This is a genomic window from uncultured Veillonella sp. (genome assembly GCF_963551295.1).
Taxonomy (GTDB): domain Bacteria; phylum Bacillota; class Negativicutes; order Veillonellales; family Veillonellaceae; genus Veillonella.
In genome coordinates this window covers 73,630-90,973 of the sequence record NZ_CAUVFT010000005.1, presented here as the reverse complement: position 1 = coordinate 90,973, position 17,344 = coordinate 73,630, and the positions used below count along the sequence as shown (strand labels likewise).

At 39.2% G+C, this 17,344-nt stretch carries 18 protein-coding genes; 17 read left to right on the top strand and 1 reads right to left on the bottom strand.

Annotation, left to right across the window (positions count from 1 at the left end; translation table 11 throughout):
• The first annotated feature begins 2 nt into the window (after window positions 1-2).
• The 4 genes from RYO55_RS09745 to pyrR all read left to right on the top strand — a co-directional run bounded on the left by RYO55_RS09745 (window position 3) and on the right by pyrR (window position 2,234).
• A complete protein-coding gene (locus RYO55_RS09745; protein ID WP_399554460.1) occupies window positions 3-59 on the top strand; it encodes a 4Fe-4S binding protein in 57 nt (18 codons plus the stop codon).
• 108 nt (window positions 60-167) lie between these two features.
• Window positions 168-608, top strand: coding sequence for a signal peptidase II (gene lspA / locus RYO55_RS02415; protein WP_399554459.1), 441 nt, complete (start codon window positions 168-170; stop codon window positions 606-608).
• Window positions 609-694: 86 nt separating this feature from the next.
• Complete coding sequence (locus RYO55_RS02410; protein ID WP_314984019.1) at window positions 695-1,618, top strand: RluA family pseudouridine synthase; 924 nt, start codon at window positions 695-697, stop codon at window positions 1,616-1,618.
• Between the two features lie 94 nt (window positions 1,619-1,712).
• A complete protein-coding gene (pyrR, locus tag RYO55_RS02405) occupies window positions 1,713-2,234 on the top strand; it encodes a bifunctional pyr operon transcriptional regulator/uracil phosphoribosyltransferase PyrR (protein WP_302498174.1) in 522 nt (173 codons plus the stop codon).
• 131 nt (window positions 2,235-2,365) lie between these two features.
• On the opposite strand, the gene RYO55_RS02400 is transcribed toward pyrR, so the two are convergent.
• Window positions 2,366-3,691: a nucleotidyltransferase family protein gene (locus tag RYO55_RS02400; protein WP_314984016.1), complete on the bottom strand. Its 1,326-nt coding sequence runs from the start codon at window positions 3,689-3,691 to the stop codon at window positions 2,366-2,368.
• A gap of 186 nt (window positions 3,692-3,877) precedes the next feature.
• Here RYO55_RS02400 and RYO55_RS02395 point away from each other — a divergent pair, with 186 nt between their 5' ends.
• From RYO55_RS02395 to RYO55_RS02335, 13 genes are all read left to right on the top strand, one after another.
• Entirely contained in the window at window positions 3,878-4,441 is a 564-nt protein-coding gene (locus RYO55_RS02395) for a hypothetical protein (protein WP_303929878.1), read from the top strand.
• Between the two features lie 3 nt (window positions 4,442-4,444).
• The gene (locus RYO55_RS02390; RefSeq protein WP_198455263.1) at window positions 4,445-5,650 is read left to right on the top strand and encodes an acetate/propionate family kinase; all 1,206 of its coding nucleotides are present in this window, start codon (window positions 4,445-4,447) and stop codon (window positions 5,648-5,650) included.
• 152 nt (window positions 5,651-5,802) lie between these two features.
• Window positions 5,803-6,423: a hypothetical protein gene (locus RYO55_RS02385; RefSeq protein ID WP_308521493.1), complete on the top strand. Its 621-nt coding sequence runs from the start codon at window positions 5,803-5,805 to the stop codon at window positions 6,421-6,423.
• Window positions 6,424-6,511: 88 nt separating this feature from the next.
• On the top strand, window positions 6,512-7,078 hold the full coding sequence (locus tag RYO55_RS02380; protein ID WP_314984010.1) for a Maf family protein: 567 nt from the start codon (window positions 6,512-6,514) through the stop codon (window positions 7,076-7,078).
• A gap of 137 nt (window positions 7,079-7,215) precedes the next feature.
• Window positions 7,216-7,914, top strand: coding sequence for a DNA repair protein RadC (gene radC / locus RYO55_RS02375; protein WP_008714282.1), 699 nt, complete (start codon window positions 7,216-7,218; stop codon window positions 7,912-7,914).
• Between the two features lie 374 nt (window positions 7,915-8,288).
• Window positions 8,289-9,326, top strand: a complete 1,038-nt coding sequence (locus RYO55_RS02370) for a rod shape-determining protein (protein WP_008601416.1) — start codon at window positions 8,289-8,291, stop codon at window positions 9,324-9,326.
• A gap of 1 nt (window position 9,327) precedes the next feature.
• The gene (mreC, locus tag RYO55_RS02365) at window positions 9,328-10,245 is read left to right on the top strand and encodes a rod shape-determining protein MreC (RefSeq protein WP_295814490.1); all 918 of its coding nucleotides are present in this window, start codon (window positions 9,328-9,330) and stop codon (window positions 10,243-10,245) included.
• The gene (mreD, locus tag RYO55_RS02360; RefSeq protein WP_308521492.1) at window positions 10,242-10,736 is read left to right on the top strand and encodes a rod shape-determining protein MreD; all 495 of its coding nucleotides are present in this window, start codon (window positions 10,242-10,244) and stop codon (window positions 10,734-10,736) included. Before mreC ends, mreD begins: the two co-directional genes overlap by 4 nt.
• Window positions 10,737-10,755: 19 nt before the next feature.
• The gene (mrdA, locus tag RYO55_RS02355) at window positions 10,756-12,678 is read left to right on the top strand and encodes a penicillin-binding protein 2 (protein ID WP_314984005.1); all 1,923 of its coding nucleotides are present in this window, start codon (window positions 10,756-10,758) and stop codon (window positions 12,676-12,678) included.
• A gap of 1 nt (window position 12,679) precedes the next feature.
• Window positions 12,680-13,603 (top strand): P-loop NTPase, encoded by a 924-nt coding sequence (locus RYO55_RS02350; RefSeq protein ID WP_314984003.1) that lies wholly within the window; start codon window positions 12,680-12,682, stop codon window positions 13,601-13,603.
• 8 nt (window positions 13,604-13,611) lie between these two features.
• Complete coding sequence (rodA, locus tag RYO55_RS02345) at window positions 13,612-14,715, top strand: rod shape-determining protein RodA (RefSeq protein ID WP_314984002.1); 1,104 nt, start codon at window positions 13,612-13,614, stop codon at window positions 14,713-14,715.
• A 55-nt stretch (window positions 14,716-14,770) separates the two neighbouring features.
• Complete coding sequence (locus RYO55_RS02340; RefSeq protein ID WP_314984000.1) at window positions 14,771-16,654, top strand: TIGR03960 family B12-binding radical SAM protein; 1,884 nt, start codon at window positions 14,771-14,773, stop codon at window positions 16,652-16,654.
• Window positions 16,626-17,321 (top strand): TIGR03936 family radical SAM-associated protein, encoded by a 696-nt coding sequence (locus RYO55_RS02335; protein ID WP_308521489.1) that lies wholly within the window; start codon window positions 16,626-16,628, stop codon window positions 17,319-17,321. Before RYO55_RS02340 ends, RYO55_RS02335 begins: the two co-directional genes overlap by 29 nt.
• The last annotated feature ends 23 nt before the right edge of the window (window positions 17,322-17,344 follow it).

Genomic DNA, 17,344 nt, shown 5'->3' with positions numbered 1-17,344 from the left:
GCATCGATTGCGGTTCTTGCGAATCCGTTTGCCCAGTTTCTGTAATTTCCGCTGAGTAATCACAAATAAAATACGCCCCTCATTGAGGGGCTTTTTATTTTGCCTAAATTTGCGTAACTTAGTATAATAGGACTATTAAGAATTATATTATAGTAAGGGAGTTAATCTTGTTTTATACAGTACTTATCATTTGGTTATTATTGGACCAATTAACTAAATATTATGTAATGAATCATTTTTTGTTAGGTGAATCTTTGCCTGTTATTCCTAATGTATTTCACCTTACCTATATTATCAATCGTGGTGCAGCCTTTGGTATGTTAGCGAATCAACGATGGTTTTTCTTACTAGTAGCTATTATTCTATTAGCCGTTTGTGCCTTTTACTGGAAGCGACTAGCTAAGGGTCATTGGACTTTGCAAATCGGATCCGCATTATTAGTTTCAGGTGCTATTGGTAATGGTATTGACCGATACATGATTCATGGAGTAGTGGATTTTTTTGATTTCCGTATATGGCCTATTTTTAATGTAGCAGATATTGGTATTTGTATAGGTGTAGCTTTTGTTGTATTTTATTTATTTTCATTGAAAGAGGACCATGAATAACTTTCATTATTAGGGCTTTTTATAGATCATTGACTTGATTTGTCAATAAATATATATCTTATACTTGACTCAAAGAGGAATAGAGGATGAATGAATATATTGTAAGTGCTGAGCAAGAAGGCATGAGACTAGATGTATTTTTAACTGAACAGATGGAAGGATCTCGTAGCTATATTCAAAGTTTAATTAAAGGTGGTCATGTTATAGTAGGTGGTAAAGTAGGGAAGGCTAATCTTCGGCTTACACCTGATACTGTAATTCGTGTAGAAATCCCAGAGCCTGAATCGATTGAGGTTAAACCCGAGGATATTCCTTTAGATTATTTATATGAAGATCACGATATTGTTATTGTTAATAAACCTCGTGGCATGGTGGTGCACCCTGCAGTAGGAAATTATTCTGGTACACTTGTAAATGCTCTATTATTTCATTGTAAGGACCTATCAGGCATTAATGGTGAAATTAGACCGGGTATTGTGCATCGCTTAGATAAAGATACGTCTGGTGTTATGATGGTTGCAAAAAATGATGCAGCGCACATTGGCTTAGCGGAGCAAGTAAAAGCACATTCTGCAAGACGTACGTACTGGGCGCTAGTACAAGGTAATATTGTAGAAGAAAAGGGGACTATTAAGGCGCCTATTGGACGCCATCCTAAAGACCGTATGAAAATGGCTGTAGTCTTTGAAAACAGTAAAGATGCAGTAACTCATTTTAAGGTTCTTGAACGATATGGTCACCAAACATTGGTAGAATGTAATTTGGAGACTGGTAGAACCCATCAAATTCGGGTTCACTTTGCTCATATAGGGCATCCTGTCGTTAATGATCCATTTTATGGGTACCGCCGCATGGATTTTCCGATTGAAGGGCAAGTATTACATTCTAAATCGTTAGATGTTAAACACCCTATTACAGGTGAAGAGATGCATTTTGAAGCACCGATACCAGCTGATTTTAAGGCATGCTTAGAATTTGCTAAGACCTATCGTGAAGATAAACGAAAATAGTCTAAATGTTTACATTGATTGTTTAAGTACATATTTTTACTACTTGTTTGGATATAGGGGCATAGAACAATCCTATGTTGTAAAGGGCGTATATATGGAGAAGAAACGCTTATTAATGGATCAAGACGCTATAATGCGTGCGATTCGTCGTATTAGTCATGAAATTTTAGAACGCAATAAAGGTTTATCTAATGCGTTAATTGTAGGTATTGAACGGCGTGGTGTCATTTTGGCAAAACGTTTACAAGCTGAAATTGAGCGTATAGAAGGTATTCATATTGATTGTGAGTCTTTGAACGTTGCAGTGTATCGTGATGATCGTGATGCTCGTCCTAAAGAGGGAAAACCGTGTACGATTGATACAACGGAAAAGACAATTATCCTTGTAGATGATGTTTTGTATACGGGCCGTACTATTCGTGCTGCTTTAAATGCATTAATGACGGCTGGTAGACCTAGATCTATTCAATTGGCCGTTCTTGTCGATCGTGGTCATCGTGAGTTGCCTATACGAGCAGATTATGTGGGTAAAAATATTCCTACATCGCATCTTGAAAGCGTACGTGTTGCCGTCGTTGATCTGGATGGTGAAGAAGGGGTTACAATACAGGAATAACCTGTATTGTAACCCCTTTTTGAGTATTAGCATATAATAAGATGGTTTATCTTAATAATTATCTTAATAAACTTAAATTATTCGACTCTTATATTTATGTGCAGAATGTTTCTATCAGATTGAAGTTTTGCTTATCTTATGTATTGTGGCGTATAGGTGTAGTCCATATGGCCCATTCGTTTAACTTCATTATGTAAGCATAAGGCCTGTACGTCTGTAGCTAATGTATCGATTTGATGCATTGTTTGTCCTAACGTATTTAATTCATTAGGTGCTTTGGCCCATTTTTGAATAAGTGGTATTTCAAAAGTATTTCGAAGCCATTGACGACCTCTATCGTTGAAGGCCAGTAAACGAGCATATTGTGGACCTTCTTGCATAGCCCTTTGTAGTAAATCTTTTTGTATTCCTAAGGTGAGATAGGCTCCCATTCGTTGTAAACGTGCATAGGTATAGCGCTTTGATTTTATATGCTCCATAGCCAAGTTCCACGTAGGTTGTTGAGCTGCTTTAGACCATAAGTGTTCAATACCTTCGTTGAACTCCCCAAAGCTTTCTAGCTTGGTTGTTGATGTACGACGACTTAAGGAATGGATTATATCATAGTAGCGGTTATAGTTTACATAGGCGCCATTAGAAATTATATTAGTCATATCGTCTGCAATAGTCTTAGGAACGATTGACTGAAGTTGTAATTCTATTTTACGATTTGCTGTATTAAATTTTGTTGTTGTAGTTGCAGCTGAATTTACATTTGAATTTGCATTTGTACTTCCACTGGTCGTTGTATTCATATTTGTAGAAGTGAAGATACTATATTTATTGTATTTGTTACTACCTGTAGCCATATCTGTTATGAATTTACGCAATGCTGTACCAGAAGGGAAATCTTTTGTAATATTCGCTTCGTGATGATTTGATATGCGTAAGATTGGCATGTATTTTAAGGTAGGATGATAGTTAAGTCCTGCCCGAATATATTCAAGTCCTAATAGTGCATTGGGTGTGTTTAGTATCTCTGTATCGAGAGCTTTACGAAAGGCAGAGCCATAGGACATGCCTTCGTTAATATAGGTGCGCAATACTGCTTGAGTACTTTCACAATCCATACGTTTAGCTATATCTACGAGTGCATCTAGATTAGCCGTTTCAGAACCAAAGGAAAGGGCGTCGATATGTAAAGCTTTTACCATACGAATAGCACCTGTTCCAAAGAGTTGTGCGCTACCCAAAGAATAGAGCGTAGGTAGCTCAATAACAATGTCTGCACCACCGAGAATAGCCCAACGAGCACGATCAAATTTAGAAAAAATAGCAGGTTCGCCTCGTTGTACAAAGGAACCACTCATGATACAAATGCGCAGCGCATCTGAATGCTCTTGTGCTAAGGTATATAATTGATGGGCATGTCCATTGTGAAATGGATTATATTCACAGATAATACCGATTGTTTTCATAGTGTCTCCTTTCATTAGTGTTAGTGTAACAAAGCGAGGAAATACTGTAAACAACATTTCATTATATCTAAATTAAAGGCTTATTTAGATAGGTAATATTGTGTGTAAATATTAAGTTTAGTATAGATTTTCTTGTCTCTATAGGCTATAATTAACTGTAAATGCTGAATTGATGTGAGGTATATGATGAAACAAAATTGGAAACGCACATTACAAGGGGCTCTACTCGGTGTTGCTCTACTAGCAATGGCGGGATGTGGCTCAAATAATGTAATGGATACATATAGTTTTGGCCATCAAGTTATCCGTGTTGGTCAATCTGAGATTACCATTGCTTTGCCTTATGAAATGGGTAAAAGCACAAAAAATATGACTGATGATGGATATCCAATCGATATTTATGGATCCGTTACAGAGCATATGGTGATTGAAGTTGAAGCTTTGCGTGCTGGTGATAACAAGCCATTGCCTACGGTTGATGAGTTTTTGAATCGTAGTAAGTCTGAGTTCACTAAGATGGGCGCAACCATCAAGGAAGAATCTGTAGCTTTACAAGGTACATCTGCAAAGAAGCTTGATGTGACGTATACAACACAAGGGCAAACATTTAGATTTTCTCAATACGTATTCTTAGATCATGGCGTATTGTGGAATATAATCTATCAATATCCTGAAAAGGATCAGGTAGGTGCTGATATCAGCAAAGAAATTCAAAACAAGATTCAAGTTACACAACAGAAAGAGGGTTAATCGATGAACGTATTAGTAGTTAACTGCGGTAGTTCTTCCTTGAAATATCAATTACTTGATATGACAACTGAAACAGAATTGGCAAAAGGCCTTTTTGAAAAGATTGGTGATCAAGATGCTATTTTCACTCACAAACGTCCTAATGCAGATAAATTAGAACGCGTTGAGCCAATTTTGAACCATAAAGAAGCGCTTCGCATTTTGCTAGATATTTTAGTTGATGCTGAATTTGGTGTTATCTCTTCCATGGATGAAATCGATGCTGTAGGTCACCGTGTAGTACACGGCGGTGAAAAATTTGCTGACTCCGTATTGATTACACCAGCAGTTATGGAAGCGTTGGAAGAATGTGCTTCTCTTGCACCATTGCATAACCCACCAAACATTCAAGGTATTGAAGCTTGTGAAGCGATTATGCCAAATGTACCTCAAGTTGCTGTATTTGATACTGCATTCCATCAAACTATGCCAAAAGAAGCATATATGTATGCGCTTCCTTACTCTTATTATGAAGATTATGGCATTCGTCGTTATGGCTTCCATGGTACATCCCATAAATATGTAGCACAACGTTGTGCAGAATTAATGGGTAAACATATGACTGATCTTCGTATCATCACATGTCACTTGGGGAATGGTTCCTCTGTGGCTGCTATTAAAGGTGGTCGCTCCATCGATACTACAATGGGCTTCACTCCATTGTCTGGTTTGATCATGGGTACTCGTACAGGTGATATTGACCCTGCTATCGTACCATTCTTGATGGAAAAAACAGGTATGACCTATGAAGAAATTGATAGAGTTATGAATAAAGAATCCGGTGTATTAGGGATTTCTGGTGTATCCAATGACTTCCGTGTGATTGAAGAAGCTGCTGCTAATGGCAATAAACGCGCACAATTGGCATTGAACATGTTCCATTACAAAGTTCGTCGTGTAATCGGTGCCTTTGCTGCTGTTATGGGCGGTGTAGATGCTATCATCTTTACCGCTGGTATTGGTGAAAACGGTATTGGTAACCGCGATGCAATCTGTAATGGTTTGGAATACTTAGGTACTCGTATTGATTCTGAACGCAATAATGTTCGTGGTAAAGAACAAGAAATCAGTGCTGATGGCTCTAAAGTTAAAATTTTCGTAATTCCTACAAACGAAGAAATCATGATTGCTCGTGATACTCAACGTATTACTGCAGCATTGAAAAAATAATATAGTTCGTATCTGAACCGAGTGACTAATAGAGTCATAAAACCCCGCCTATATCTTAGATATGGACGGGGTTTTTGTAGTTTTTGTGCATAGAATATCTTATAATAGTATGTATAGTTATTAATTAGTGATTTCTTTTAAAGGGGTAAAGCATGACGGTATTATATGAAGAAAAATCTCAGCGCACCAGAAGTGCAGAGTTATTGGTAGTATTTTTTGTAATTTTATTACTGTGTGCAGCAGTTTATACAACGTATCGCAGTATTCAATTACATACGATTTTATTAGCTGAGTACTTTATTGAATTTATGGCCATCGTTGTCATGGTTAAACAGGCTGTTAGTCGATATACCTATATTTTGACAGACACAAAACTCGTCATAGAAGAATCCTCTATTTTCAGAAAACGTCATTTTGAAGTAGATTATGACATGATTGATGGGGTGTTCAAGTTTGAACGTGAGTTGTTGACAAATATTAAATACCGCTATAAATATAGAAAATGCTCTACCTCTGATCCGCGTCCTATTTGGTCCCTTGTGTATTCTATTGTAGATGGAAATAAGATTAAAAATGGCCGTTTGCTGTTGAAAGCAGAGGATAGATTTTTTGAAATTTTAGAAGAACATGTACCTGGTCGTATTCGCGTACCTCAAGCAGATATCGTATTTTATGCAGCTGTGCGAGCTGATGCGGTGAAGCATGGGGAAGATGTACAAGAATATTATGAAAAATTAATTTCTTCTGAAGAAGATAAAGAAACAACTATTTAAGGGACGGTCAGTTTTAGGGTAATAGGTAGATATAACTTTTGTGCACCAAGAATTTTATGTACAAGAATTTTAATGTAAAGGAGTGTATATGGCTGGATTATATTTGGCGAGCCAATCACCACGTAGAACTGAATTATTAACACAGGTCGGGATTGATCATACTGTTGTATCTAGTACTTATGAGGAATCTAATGAAGGTTACGACAACCCTATTGAAATGGTGAAAGCCCAAGCATTAGGTAAGGCTCGTTGTGCTGTAGGTGTTCCGGATGGAAGTATTGTGTTAGGAGCAGATACTATTGTTGTCCTTGATAATAAAGTATTAGGTAAACCTTATGATGAGTCTGATGCACGCCATATGTTGGAGCATTTATCGGGTAGAGCGCATTCTGTAATTACTGGAGTCGCGTTACTCATCAAAGGAAAAGAGGTAGTTTTTTACAATGAAACAAAGGTCTATTTTAAATATTTAGCACCTTTTGAAATCGAGTCTTATATTGCTAGTGGGGAACCGATGGATAAGGCTGGAGCTTATGGCATCCAAGGAAAAGGCGCACTATGGGTAGATAAAATAGAGGGTTCTTATACTAATGTGGTAGGGTTACCAGTTGAACATGTATACGATGAACTTTGCAAGGCGTTAGGGGCTAAATAACACTAGCGCATCAGATGAATCGTGTTATAATTGGCTGTGCTGTGCTGTGCTGTGCTGTGCTAAATAAATTTTAAGAGAGTAGATGTGTTTGTTGCTTGATTTACAAATGGTGTTATCTATTTGAATGGAGAGATTCTATGGAAGTACCAACAGTAAGTGTAAAAGATATGTTACCATTCCAGCGACCTCGAGAAAAATTTCTCGCCTTAGGTCCATCACATATGGCGATGGAGGAGTTGTTGGCTATTTTATTACGCACAGGGGTAAAGGGGCAATCTGCGATTTCTTTGGCAAGTGATATCGTACAATCCTTTGATGATGGTGTTTATGGTCTTAACCGAATGACCGTAGATAATCTGATCAAAATCAAGGGTATTGGTAGAGATAAAGCAGTGACGCTATGTGCAGCACTTGAAATGGGTAGGCGATTAGGGGAGTTAAAGATTAAAGAGACTTATGAAGATTTTTCGCAACCTTTTGTAATAGCTCAATATGTGATGGAGCGACTGCGTCACGAAGATGTGGAACATGTGTGGGCGGCCATGCTAACATCTCGAAATAAACTTATTCAGTTGGAACATATCTCTAATGGTGGATTAGTATCAAGTCTTGTAGAGCAAAGAGCAGTATTTAAAAAAGCTATAGCATGCAATGCGGCGGCTATTATTCTGATTCATAACCACCCGTCAGGCGATAGTAGACCAAGTGATGAAGATATACGGCTAACGAAAATGTTTGTTAGTGCTGGCCAATTTATGGGGATTCCTGTACTCGATCATATCGTTATAGGGGATAATGAATTTACGAGCCTCAGCGAAATTGGCAAATTGAGTTGAATAGAATTTAAATTGGATAGAAAATAAATTGAACATAAAATAAACTGAATAGAAAATAGATTGAGTAGAAATTAAACTGAATAGGATTAACAAAAAGCACTTGTTTTGATAGGAATTCTCCTTTGCTGGATATTAGTAAAGGGATGGTGATATATCATTTTTAATGAGTGCTTTTTACTATTTTATATGAGACTTTATGGATGAAGTTATAAACACTTTATGGATGAAGTTATGTAATTTTTATGTATGACTTATGAGTACAGGAATTATGCATTATCAGTGCTTTTAACAGAAGGAAAGGTACTGATATCAATGGAAAAAGTCGCGTTATATATGGTAAAATGGAATAATGATGTAATGAAGGAGAAATTACTATGAGTTCCATTTTACCTACTCTAGGAAAAGATGTAAGTATAGATATTGGTTCCATACAAACGCGCCTCATGGGGGGGACGCGAGGGACTGTTATAAGCGAACCATCGATTATAGCAACTGATACAAAACAAGAAAAAGTAGTAGCCGTTGGTGATGAAGCGGCGCGCCTCGTATTACGCATGCCTGATATGTGGCGTCCGTTAACGCCTTTAAAGGATGGATTTATAGTTGACTATCGCGTTATGCATACTATGCTTAGCTACTTTCTTAATAAGGTGTCTAATGCATTGCGTCGAGCTCGCGTTGTCGTAGGGGTTCCTTGTGGGATGACTGATGTTGAGCAACGAGCCATGATGGATGCTGTTATTCAAGCTGGTGCTAGAGAGGTATTTCTTATCGAACGACCTGTGGCGGCTGCTATTGGTTGTGGTGTGCCTATCTTTGAAGCGCAAGGATCTATGGTCATTGATATCGGCGGTGGCACTATTGATATGGGGATTGTTTCTTTAGGTGGTATCGTGGATAGCAAAACAATTCGTTTTGGTGGTTCTGATATTAATAATGCCTTATTGCGCTATGTGCGTGAGTGTTTTGGCATTATCGTATCTGATGAAACTATAATAGATATTAAGCATACATTAGGAACAGCTGTCGCTCCTTTAGAGGATGCAGAGTATGCCTTTCAAGGGCGCGATATGATGAACGGCTTAGGTAGACGTTGTGTGATTCATCAATCTGAAGTGTACCAAGTTATAAATGAATGTTTGATAGGGCTCTTGGATGAGGTTAAGCAAATGATTCGTGCTACTGCACCAGAAATCGTGGCTGATATTATGCAACATGGCATATGGCTTACTGGCGGTACAGCAAGACTATCTGGTTTAGCGGACCGGATTGGTACTGAATTAGGGGTACCTGTTCATGTTCCTGAAGCACCTGAAACAAAAGTTGTGGTAGGCCTTAATGGGGCCTCATCTGATTTAGTGAGCTTATCGCGTTTTATTGTAAATTCTAAGAATAGAAAGGGCCGAGATTAGCATGATACAGTCAGATAAAAAGTTAATTATCATCGTTGTCATTGGTTGTATCCTAATGGCATTGCTCGGCTTTGCGTGGAAGCAACGGACTAGTATTCCCTTTGTTACGGTTACCCTCGAAGGAATTACAACGCCTTTCGCTTATGGGTCAGCCCGTTTATTAGAGGGCGTTCAAACTAGCTTTACAGTACTTAATAATGCTATCTTTTCTACTATTGAAAGTGAAGAGGAAGTTGCTCGTAAGGCTGCATTGGAACAAAAGGTAGTTAACTACGATGAAGTAGTGGCAGAGAATATTCGTCTTCGTCAGCTTTTAAACTATAAAAGTAGCCATCCAGAATTCTCCATGACCTTAGCGGGTATCATTACAAAGGATTACGGTACTTGGACAAATACTTTCACCATTGATAAAGGGAGTGAAGAAGGTATGGCAGTCAATATGGCTGTTGTTGTACCTAGTGGTGTCGTTGGTTTTATTACAGATGTGTATCCGCATTCTGCTCGCGTTCAAACCATTCTTGATCCGCGTAGCGCAATAGGTATCCTTGTACAACGACCTGAATCTCGTTTGTCTGGCGTTGTAAAAGGTAATGGAAATACACCTCGTACACCTTCTATGGTAAATATTGCTCGCGATGGGGACGTATTGGTAGGGGATAAGTTGATTACCTCCGGTTATGGTGGTATTTATCCAAAAGGTTTACCTGTTGGCAACGTGCAATCTATCGAAAATGATTCGGAAGGATTTGTTAAAAATGCGGTAGTCACACCGAGTGTAGACTTTTATCGTTTAGAAGAAGTTTTTGTGCTTACCTCGTCTTCTCTAAGTGCACCACAAAAACCAGAACTTGAACCTAAACTTGTACCTCAAACACAACGAGATCAAGTAGAGGGGGCAAAGGGGGCCGTTAAACAATGATGCGTCTAGCTTTAGCTCTCTGTGGATTTTTAATATATTTTATACAAGCGCAATTATTGCCTACTATTTTCCATACAAATTGGTTACCAAACTTAATTTTGACGATAATTGTTATGATTACTTTATTTAAAGGTCGTCGTATGGGGTTGATATCTGCTGTTATTGGAGGTATCGTACACGATGTATTGATATCTAACTTTTTTGGGCTCCATCTATTCCCTTACGTAATTGTGGTATACCTATTATCTGCCGTAAAGCATCGTATCTATGAAGAACGCTGGTATTGGTCTAGCGGTATAGTATCTATTTGTACATTGCTAGATGGCGTTATTCGTAGCTTTATGATATTAGCTAGTGGTGGCGATTTGCACTTTGGCCTATACTTGTGGCATATGGTATTACCCGTGATGTTCTGGAATGGCTTGTTAGGCGCTATTGTACATGGTTTGTTATGGCGCAAGAATGATGAACAAGAAGGTTATATTTGGTAAGAATTAAGGGGGTGAAAGAGTGCTTGAAGGCCTCTATAAACGAAGAAAAACGAATCGCTTTGATGTACTCTTTTACATTGTAGCCGGCATATTTATAGTCTTGGCATTACGTCTGATGACATTGCAAATCTTGTCTGGTGGTTATTACCAAGCTAAGGCAGAAGGTAACCGTTTGCGCATGGTATCCATGACAGCTGCTCGTGGTATTATGTACGATCGAAACGGTCAAATCTTAGTAGGCTCTAGACCGGCATACACCATCTCAATTTTGCCTACAGGCAAGGCTTTGGACGAAGGTGAAGTTGCTAAGTTGGCAGCCTTGCTAAAAATGAAGTCAGAAGATATTACAAAAAAGGTAAATGATCATAAATATGGTTATGAGCCAATTCGTATTGCTAGTGATATTTCTATGGATGTAGTTACAACCATAGAAGAGCATCGTCATGAATTACCAGGTGTTACCATAGATGTAGAACCACTTCGTTATTATCCATATGAAACGATGGCTTCTCAGCTCTTTGGTTATGTGGGTGAAGTGAGCGAAGAAGAATTAGAAGAGCTAAAACAGCAAGATCCAAATACCCTTATTAGTGGTGGTACTATTTTAGGCCGTTCTGGCCTTGAGAAATTATATGATTCCATCTTGCGTGGCACTGATGGTGGTAAACAGGTAGAGGTTGATGCTACAGGCCGACCGGTTGCGGAGGTAGATAGAAAGCATACAGTGCCTGGAGCTAATATCCATTTGACAATAGATGCAAATTTACAAAAGGCTGCTGAAGAAGCTGTTAAGAACCAATTAGAACAGTTGCGTGCCCAAGGTATTCCAGCTCAAGGAGCTGCTGTAGTAGCAATGGATCCCAATACGGGTGCCATTTTGGCTATGGTCAGTGCGCCTGAATTTAACCCTAACTGGTTCGCGAAAGGGATTACAACTGCGCAGTGGAATCAATTGAATAATGATAAGAACCATCCGTTTGATAATAAGGTTATTTCTGGTGAATATCCACCAGGTTCGCCGTTTAAGATTATCACTGGTACGGCGGCTTTAGACCTTAAAAAGGTTACCCCTGAAGAAATGATTTTTGATAGTGGTAAACATTGGCTTATCGATAAACGAAATGCAGAGGGCGAAGCATTGGGGTGGCTCAACTTTAATAAAGCTCTTGCAAAATCAGATAATGTTTACTTCTATGAAATGGGCAATCGCGTTGGCATAGAAGGACTTGTAAAATATGCTGGCTACTTTGGTATTGGTGAAAAGACCGGCATCAATCTTGTTGGTGAGGCCTCTGGTAATATGGCAAGTCCTGCTTATAAACGCAAAGTGTATGATGAAGATTGGTATTTAGGTGAAACCTTTGATGCGGCCATAGGTCAGTCTTTTACCTTGGTGACGCCATTACAAATGGCTGTTATGCTCAGTGAAGTAGCAAATGGTGGCATTAAATACCGCCCATATGTGGTGAGCCGTATTGATAATAAGGATGGTACGCCAAAAGAAATCTTTGGCCCAGACAAACTCGGTATTTTACCTGTACCAAAAAATATTATGGATCTTGTTCGCGAAGGCTTGCGTGACGTTACTAATGAAGGTGGTACAGCAGGGGAGTTGTTTAAGGGATTCCCTATTGATGTAGCTGGTAAAACGGGTACTTCAGAGAATGCACATGGCAGAGATCACGGCTGGTTTGTCGCCTATGCACCATATGATAAGCCACAAATTGTAGTGGTTGCACTTGTTGAGCAAGGTAGCTTTGGTGCTGGGTCGGCAGGGCCTATCGTACGAGATATATTGGCTGCGTACTTCAATGTACCAGTGAATAAGAAATCTAATGATGCAAATAGTAAAGGTAATAAAGAAACCGCTGCGGGAACAAGCTCTAATAATGGGCAAAAACCTCAGAATGCGGTAACTAGTGGGCAACCAAGAAAGGATTAGTATGGGCGAGATAATCGGCATTGTATCTGGTAAGGGTGGCGTAGGTAAGACTACGATTACTGCTTGCTTGGGTTCAGCCTTAAGCTATGCAGGGCATCGCGTATTGCTTTGTGATGGAGATTTTGGATTGCGCGACTTAGACCTTGTGTTAGGTGTGGCAAATGAAATTATTTACGACGCACTAGATGCGAGCAAAGATAAAGATTATACGGATGATGCTATCGTATCAATTGCTGAAAACTTAGATTTTCTACCAGCCAGCCAAAGTGCTCGTTGGGAAGATATAGGTCGTAAGAAATATAAAAAATTAGTCTGTCGCCTCTGTGAGGAATATGATTATATTTTAATCGATGCTCCTGCTGGTATCGGCAAGGGCATAGAGGCTATTTTAGAATTAGTAAATCGCTGTATCGTAGTGACACATCCATTATGGGTGTCCTTACGTAATGGGGCACGCATGATTCAAGTATGTCAGGAGCATAATATTCGTGATTATGCCATTGCTTTTAACGCGGTACCTATCGACGGAGAGGATATCAATTTATATGATATGTTAGATGTTCTTCGCGCTGAATATGTAGGGGCTATAATCCCTTATGATGAGGATGTTCTGACCTATACACAAGATGGTCGTTTGTTAGAATTTGTTTCTAGTGAACTAAAAGCTATGTTAGCACCTCTTGTAGATTATGTAACGACCGGTGATTGTTGGGAAGACTACGATGTACAAAAGCACTTTGATGCTTATGTAAGTAAGAAAAAAGCATCTAAGGAGCAAGCTAGCACACCAAGTCTTGCGACAGTAGGTGATTCTACTTTTGATGATTTTAACAATGTTCATTACATTAATCGTGGTGGTTGGACCACGCATTGCTTGTTGGTGCAAGGTAAACAAAGCTTGTGGCGCCGTAGCAAGTTGAAATAGGTGATATGATGTGGCGTAAAATATGGACAGATAGTGATTGGATTATCATCATATGTACTATATTACTTGTCGGAATTGGTCTTACAGCTATTGGTAGTGCTACCCATGTGAATCACGAGGCTATTGGTTTTGGTAGTCTAGTGATAAAACAACTCGTATTCTTTTTAGCAAATATAGCTGTCGTTATAGGTATGCAATTTCTAGATTACCATCGTCTTAAAGGGTGGGGGAATATGATTTATGTGATTACCATGCTTATGTTAATCGCAGTCATGGTAGTTGGTACCTCCGCACTAGGTGCCCAGCGTTGGATTCAATTGGGGCCAATAACTATTCAGCCTTCAGAGTTTTCTAAACTACTGATGATTATCTGTATGGCTAAAATGCTAGAACCGCGCATTGGCAAGTTAGATACCTTTAAATCCCTATTGATGCCAGTGTTATATGTAGGGATTCCTATCCTACTTGTATTCTTACAACCTGACTTGGGGACATCCCTCGTATATATTGCTATATTTGTAGGGATGCTCTTTATATCTGGTATCAAAACAAAGCTTATAAAAATCATTGCGAGTGTGACTTTATTCTTGATGCCTTTGGGTTGGTTTGTGCTAAAAGAATATCAAAAACAACGTATTCTAGTATTTTTAAATCCAGATATTGATCCTTTTGGTTCTGGCTATCATATCATTCAGTCTAAGATTGCTATCGGGTCGGGTATGATTTTTGGTAAAGGTATCTTTAATGGCACTCAAAGTCAGTTGAACTTTTTACCAGAAAATCATACGGACTTTATCTTCTCTGTAATTGGCGAAGAATTTGGTTTTGTGGGATGCATTGTAGTATTGCTATTATTGTTTATGCTTATTTATCGCAGTATTCAAATAGCATATACCTGCAATGATAATTTTGGTATGTTATTAGCAACGGGTATCGGTACGATGTTTGCCTTCGAGGTGCTCGTAAACGTAGGCATGACGATTGGTATCATGCCTGTAACAGGGATTCCATTGCCATTCCTTAGCTATGGCGTTAGTGCGCTAACAACTAATATGCTGAGCATTGGTATTTTATTAAATATCGCTAGACAGCGGACAAAATATATATTTTAATATCCTTTTATAGGATTGATTGTGAAAGAAGTCTTTCATTAAAGACGGAGGATGTATGATTCAATTAGATACGTCATGGTTACAACATGTCCAAAAGCCAGCTCGTTATACGGGCGGCGAATACAATAGTATCGTGAAAGATCACAGTACTGTTGATGTAACTATGGCTTTAGGTTTTCCCGATGTGTACGAAGTGGCCATGAGTCATTTGGGCATCAAGATTTTGTATGGTCTCGTAAACCGTCGTGAAGATGCGGTAGCAGAGCGCGTATTTGCACCGTGGCATGATATGGAAGAGGAAATGCGTAAGCGTAATATTCCATTATTTTCCTTAGAAACACGTACGCCTATTAAAGACTTTGATGTGTTAGCATTTACACTTCAATATGAAATGAGCTTTACAAATATCTTGAATATGCTCGACTTAGCAGGTGTTCCAATGTATGCTAAGGACCGCGATATGGATTTTCCTTTGCTCGTATGCGGTGGCCCATGTGCCTTTAACGTAGAGCCTATTGCTGAGTTCTTTGATATCGTATCCCTCGGGGAATCTGAAGAGTGGGGTGATGAGTTTATCGACCTATTCAAAGCAGAAAAAGCGAAAGGCTTCCCAGGTGGTAAAGAAGGCTTCTTGCGCAAAGTAGCTCAAATTCCTGGTACCTATTGTCCAGCTCTATACGATGTTGAATATACAGAACAAGGCGATTTTAAATCGATTATGCCGCGTTTTGAAGACGTACCAGCAGCCGTTGAGAAACGTATTATAGAGGATGTAGAGAATGTATTCTATCCAACAAAGCCTGTAGTACCATTCCTTGATATTGTTCATGACCGTGCAGTTCTTGAATTGTTTCGTGGTTGTACTCGTGGTTGTCGTTTCTGTCAGGCTGGTATGCTATATCGTCCTGTCCGTGAAAAGACACCAGAACGTTTGTTGCAAATTGCTAAAGATACGATTGCCAATACTGGGTACAATGAAATATCCTTGATGAGTTTAAGCTCTGCAGACTACTCCAAATTACCTGAGCTTGTAGATATGCTCATGGAAGAGTTTAAAGATAAACAAGTTAGTGTTAGCTTACCGTCCTTGCGTATCGACAGCTTCTCTATTGATATTGCGAAAAAGGTACAGCAAGTGCGCAAGAGCGGACTTACCTTTGCTCCTGAAGCAGGTACGCAACGAATGCGTGACGTTATCAATAAAGGCGTTAGTGAAGAAGACTTATTGGCGGCCTGTACTAATGCTTTCAAATCTGGCTGGAATACAGTTAAATTATATTTTATGATGGGCCTTCCTACAGAAACAGACGAAGATTTGGCTGGTATTGCAGATCTTGCTTACAAGGTACTCGATTTACACCGTGAAATTACAGGGAAGCGAAATGGTTCTGTAACGGTGAGCGTATCCTTTTTCGTACCAAAAACACATTCTCCATATCAATGGTATGGTCAACAAGATGTGGAGGAAATCCATCGTAAACAACGTTACTTAAAGTCTCTCATCAATAATCGTAATATTTCCTACCACTACCATGATGGTTATACTGGTTACATGGAAGCCGCTTTTGCTCGTGGGGACCGCAGATTGTCTAAAGTTCTCGTAGAGGCTTGGAAGGCAGGTTGTAAATTCGATGGTTGGACCGAGTTTTTTAACTATGAAACTTGGTTGAAAGCATTTTCTGACTGCGGATTGGATCCTGCATACTATGCACGTCGCACCCGTGATTTCGATGAGCCATTGCCTTGGGATCATTTAGATTGCACTGTAAGCAAAGCCTTCTTAAAACGCGAGTGGGAACAAGCAGTAGAAGCGAAGCTTACAGGCGATTGTCGTCGAGCTCCATGTAAGGGCTGTAATGTATGTCCAGAGCTCAATACAGCTATTATTGACTATAAGGAGGGTGGCAGAGTTGAAAAAGTTACGTTTGGCCTTAAATAAGGGCGAAGAATTACGATTCCTGTCACACCTTGATTATGCTCAAGCTGTAGAGCGGATGATACGTCGAGCAGAAATTAAAATGGCGTATTCTGAAGGGTTTAACCCTCACATGAAAATTAGCTTCTCCTCTGCACTCGCCTTAGGCGTAACCGCAGCGGCTGAATATATCGATATGGATGTGCTTGAAGAGGATAGTTTAGAGTCCATTATGGACCGTTTAAACCGTGTAGCGCCTCCTGGTCTTGAGGTTCTAGATGGTAAAGAAATGCCTGAAAAGGTGAAAAAGATGATGGCCATCTGTAACTTTGCTATCTATGAGGTAACAGGCCCTGTGACAGATGAAAATGCTGATTGGGCTGCGTTACTCAAACCTTTTAATGAAGCAATGGAAATTTCTTATGAAAAGGTAACACCTAAGAAAACTCGTACCATTGATGTAAAAGAGTTTGTAAAAGAACCGATCGTAGCCTCTGTTAAAGAGGGTATGGTGACCCTTACAATGGGCATCGGCATTTATCCGCAAGGTACAATCAAACCTAGTGAAGTGTGGAACTTAGGCAAGGATCAATATAATTGGCCTATTACTTCTGGCTACGAAATTCATCGTAAAGCAATTATGGTAGAAAACGAAAAAGGCCGCTATACGCCTTTAGAGATTAATTACTAATTAATTTAGATGACAAAGAAGGG

What these genes read in the sequence shown, in the direction of transcription:
- RYO55_RS02380 (WP_314984010.1), top strand. Translation starts at nt 6,512, where the DNA reads ATGGCTGGATTATATTTGGCGAGCCAATCACCACGTAGAACTGAATTA.
- mreC (WP_295814490.1), top strand. Translation starts at nt 9,328, where the DNA reads ATGATACAGTCAGATAAAAAGTTAATTATCATCGTTGTCATTGGTTGT.
- RYO55_RS02340 (WP_314984000.1), top strand. Translation starts at nt 14,771, where the DNA reads ATGATTCAATTAGATACGTCATGGTTACAACATGTCCAAAAGCCAGCT.
- RYO55_RS02410 (WP_314984019.1), top strand. Translation starts at nt 695, where the DNA reads ATGAATGAATATATTGTAAGTGCTGAGCAAGAAGGCATGAGACTAGAT.
- radC (WP_008714282.1), top strand. Translation starts at nt 7,216, where the DNA reads ATGGAAGTACCAACAGTAAGTGTAAAAGATATGTTACCATTCCAGCGA.
- RYO55_RS02370 (WP_008601416.1), top strand. Translation starts at nt 8,289, where the DNA reads ATGAGTTCCATTTTACCTACTCTAGGAAAAGATGTAAGTATAGATATT.
- RYO55_RS02395 (WP_303929878.1), top strand. Translation starts at nt 3,878, where the DNA reads ATGAAACAAAATTGGAAACGCACATTACAAGGGGCTCTACTCGGTGTT.
- rodA (WP_314984002.1), top strand. Translation starts at nt 13,612, where the DNA reads ATGTGGCGTAAAATATGGACAGATAGTGATTGGATTATCATCATATGT.
- RYO55_RS02385 (WP_308521493.1), top strand. Translation starts at nt 5,803, where the DNA reads ATGACGGTATTATATGAAGAAAAATCTCAGCGCACCAGAAGTGCAGAG.
- mreD (WP_308521492.1), top strand. Translation starts at nt 10,242, where the DNA reads ATGATGCGTCTAGCTTTAGCTCTCTGTGGATTTTTAATATATTTTATA.
- pyrR (WP_302498174.1), top strand. Translation starts at nt 1,713, where the DNA reads ATGGAGAAGAAACGCTTATTAATGGATCAAGACGCTATAATGCGTGCG.
- RYO55_RS02400 (WP_314984016.1), bottom strand. Translation starts at nt 3,691, where the DNA reads ATGAAAACAATCGGTATTATCTGTGAATATAATCCATTTCACAATGGA.
- RYO55_RS02390 (WP_198455263.1), top strand. Translation starts at nt 4,445, where the DNA reads ATGAACGTATTAGTAGTTAACTGCGGTAGTTCTTCCTTGAAATATCAA.
- RYO55_RS02350 (WP_314984003.1), top strand. Translation starts at nt 12,680, where the DNA reads ATGGGCGAGATAATCGGCATTGTATCTGGTAAGGGTGGCGTAGGTAAG.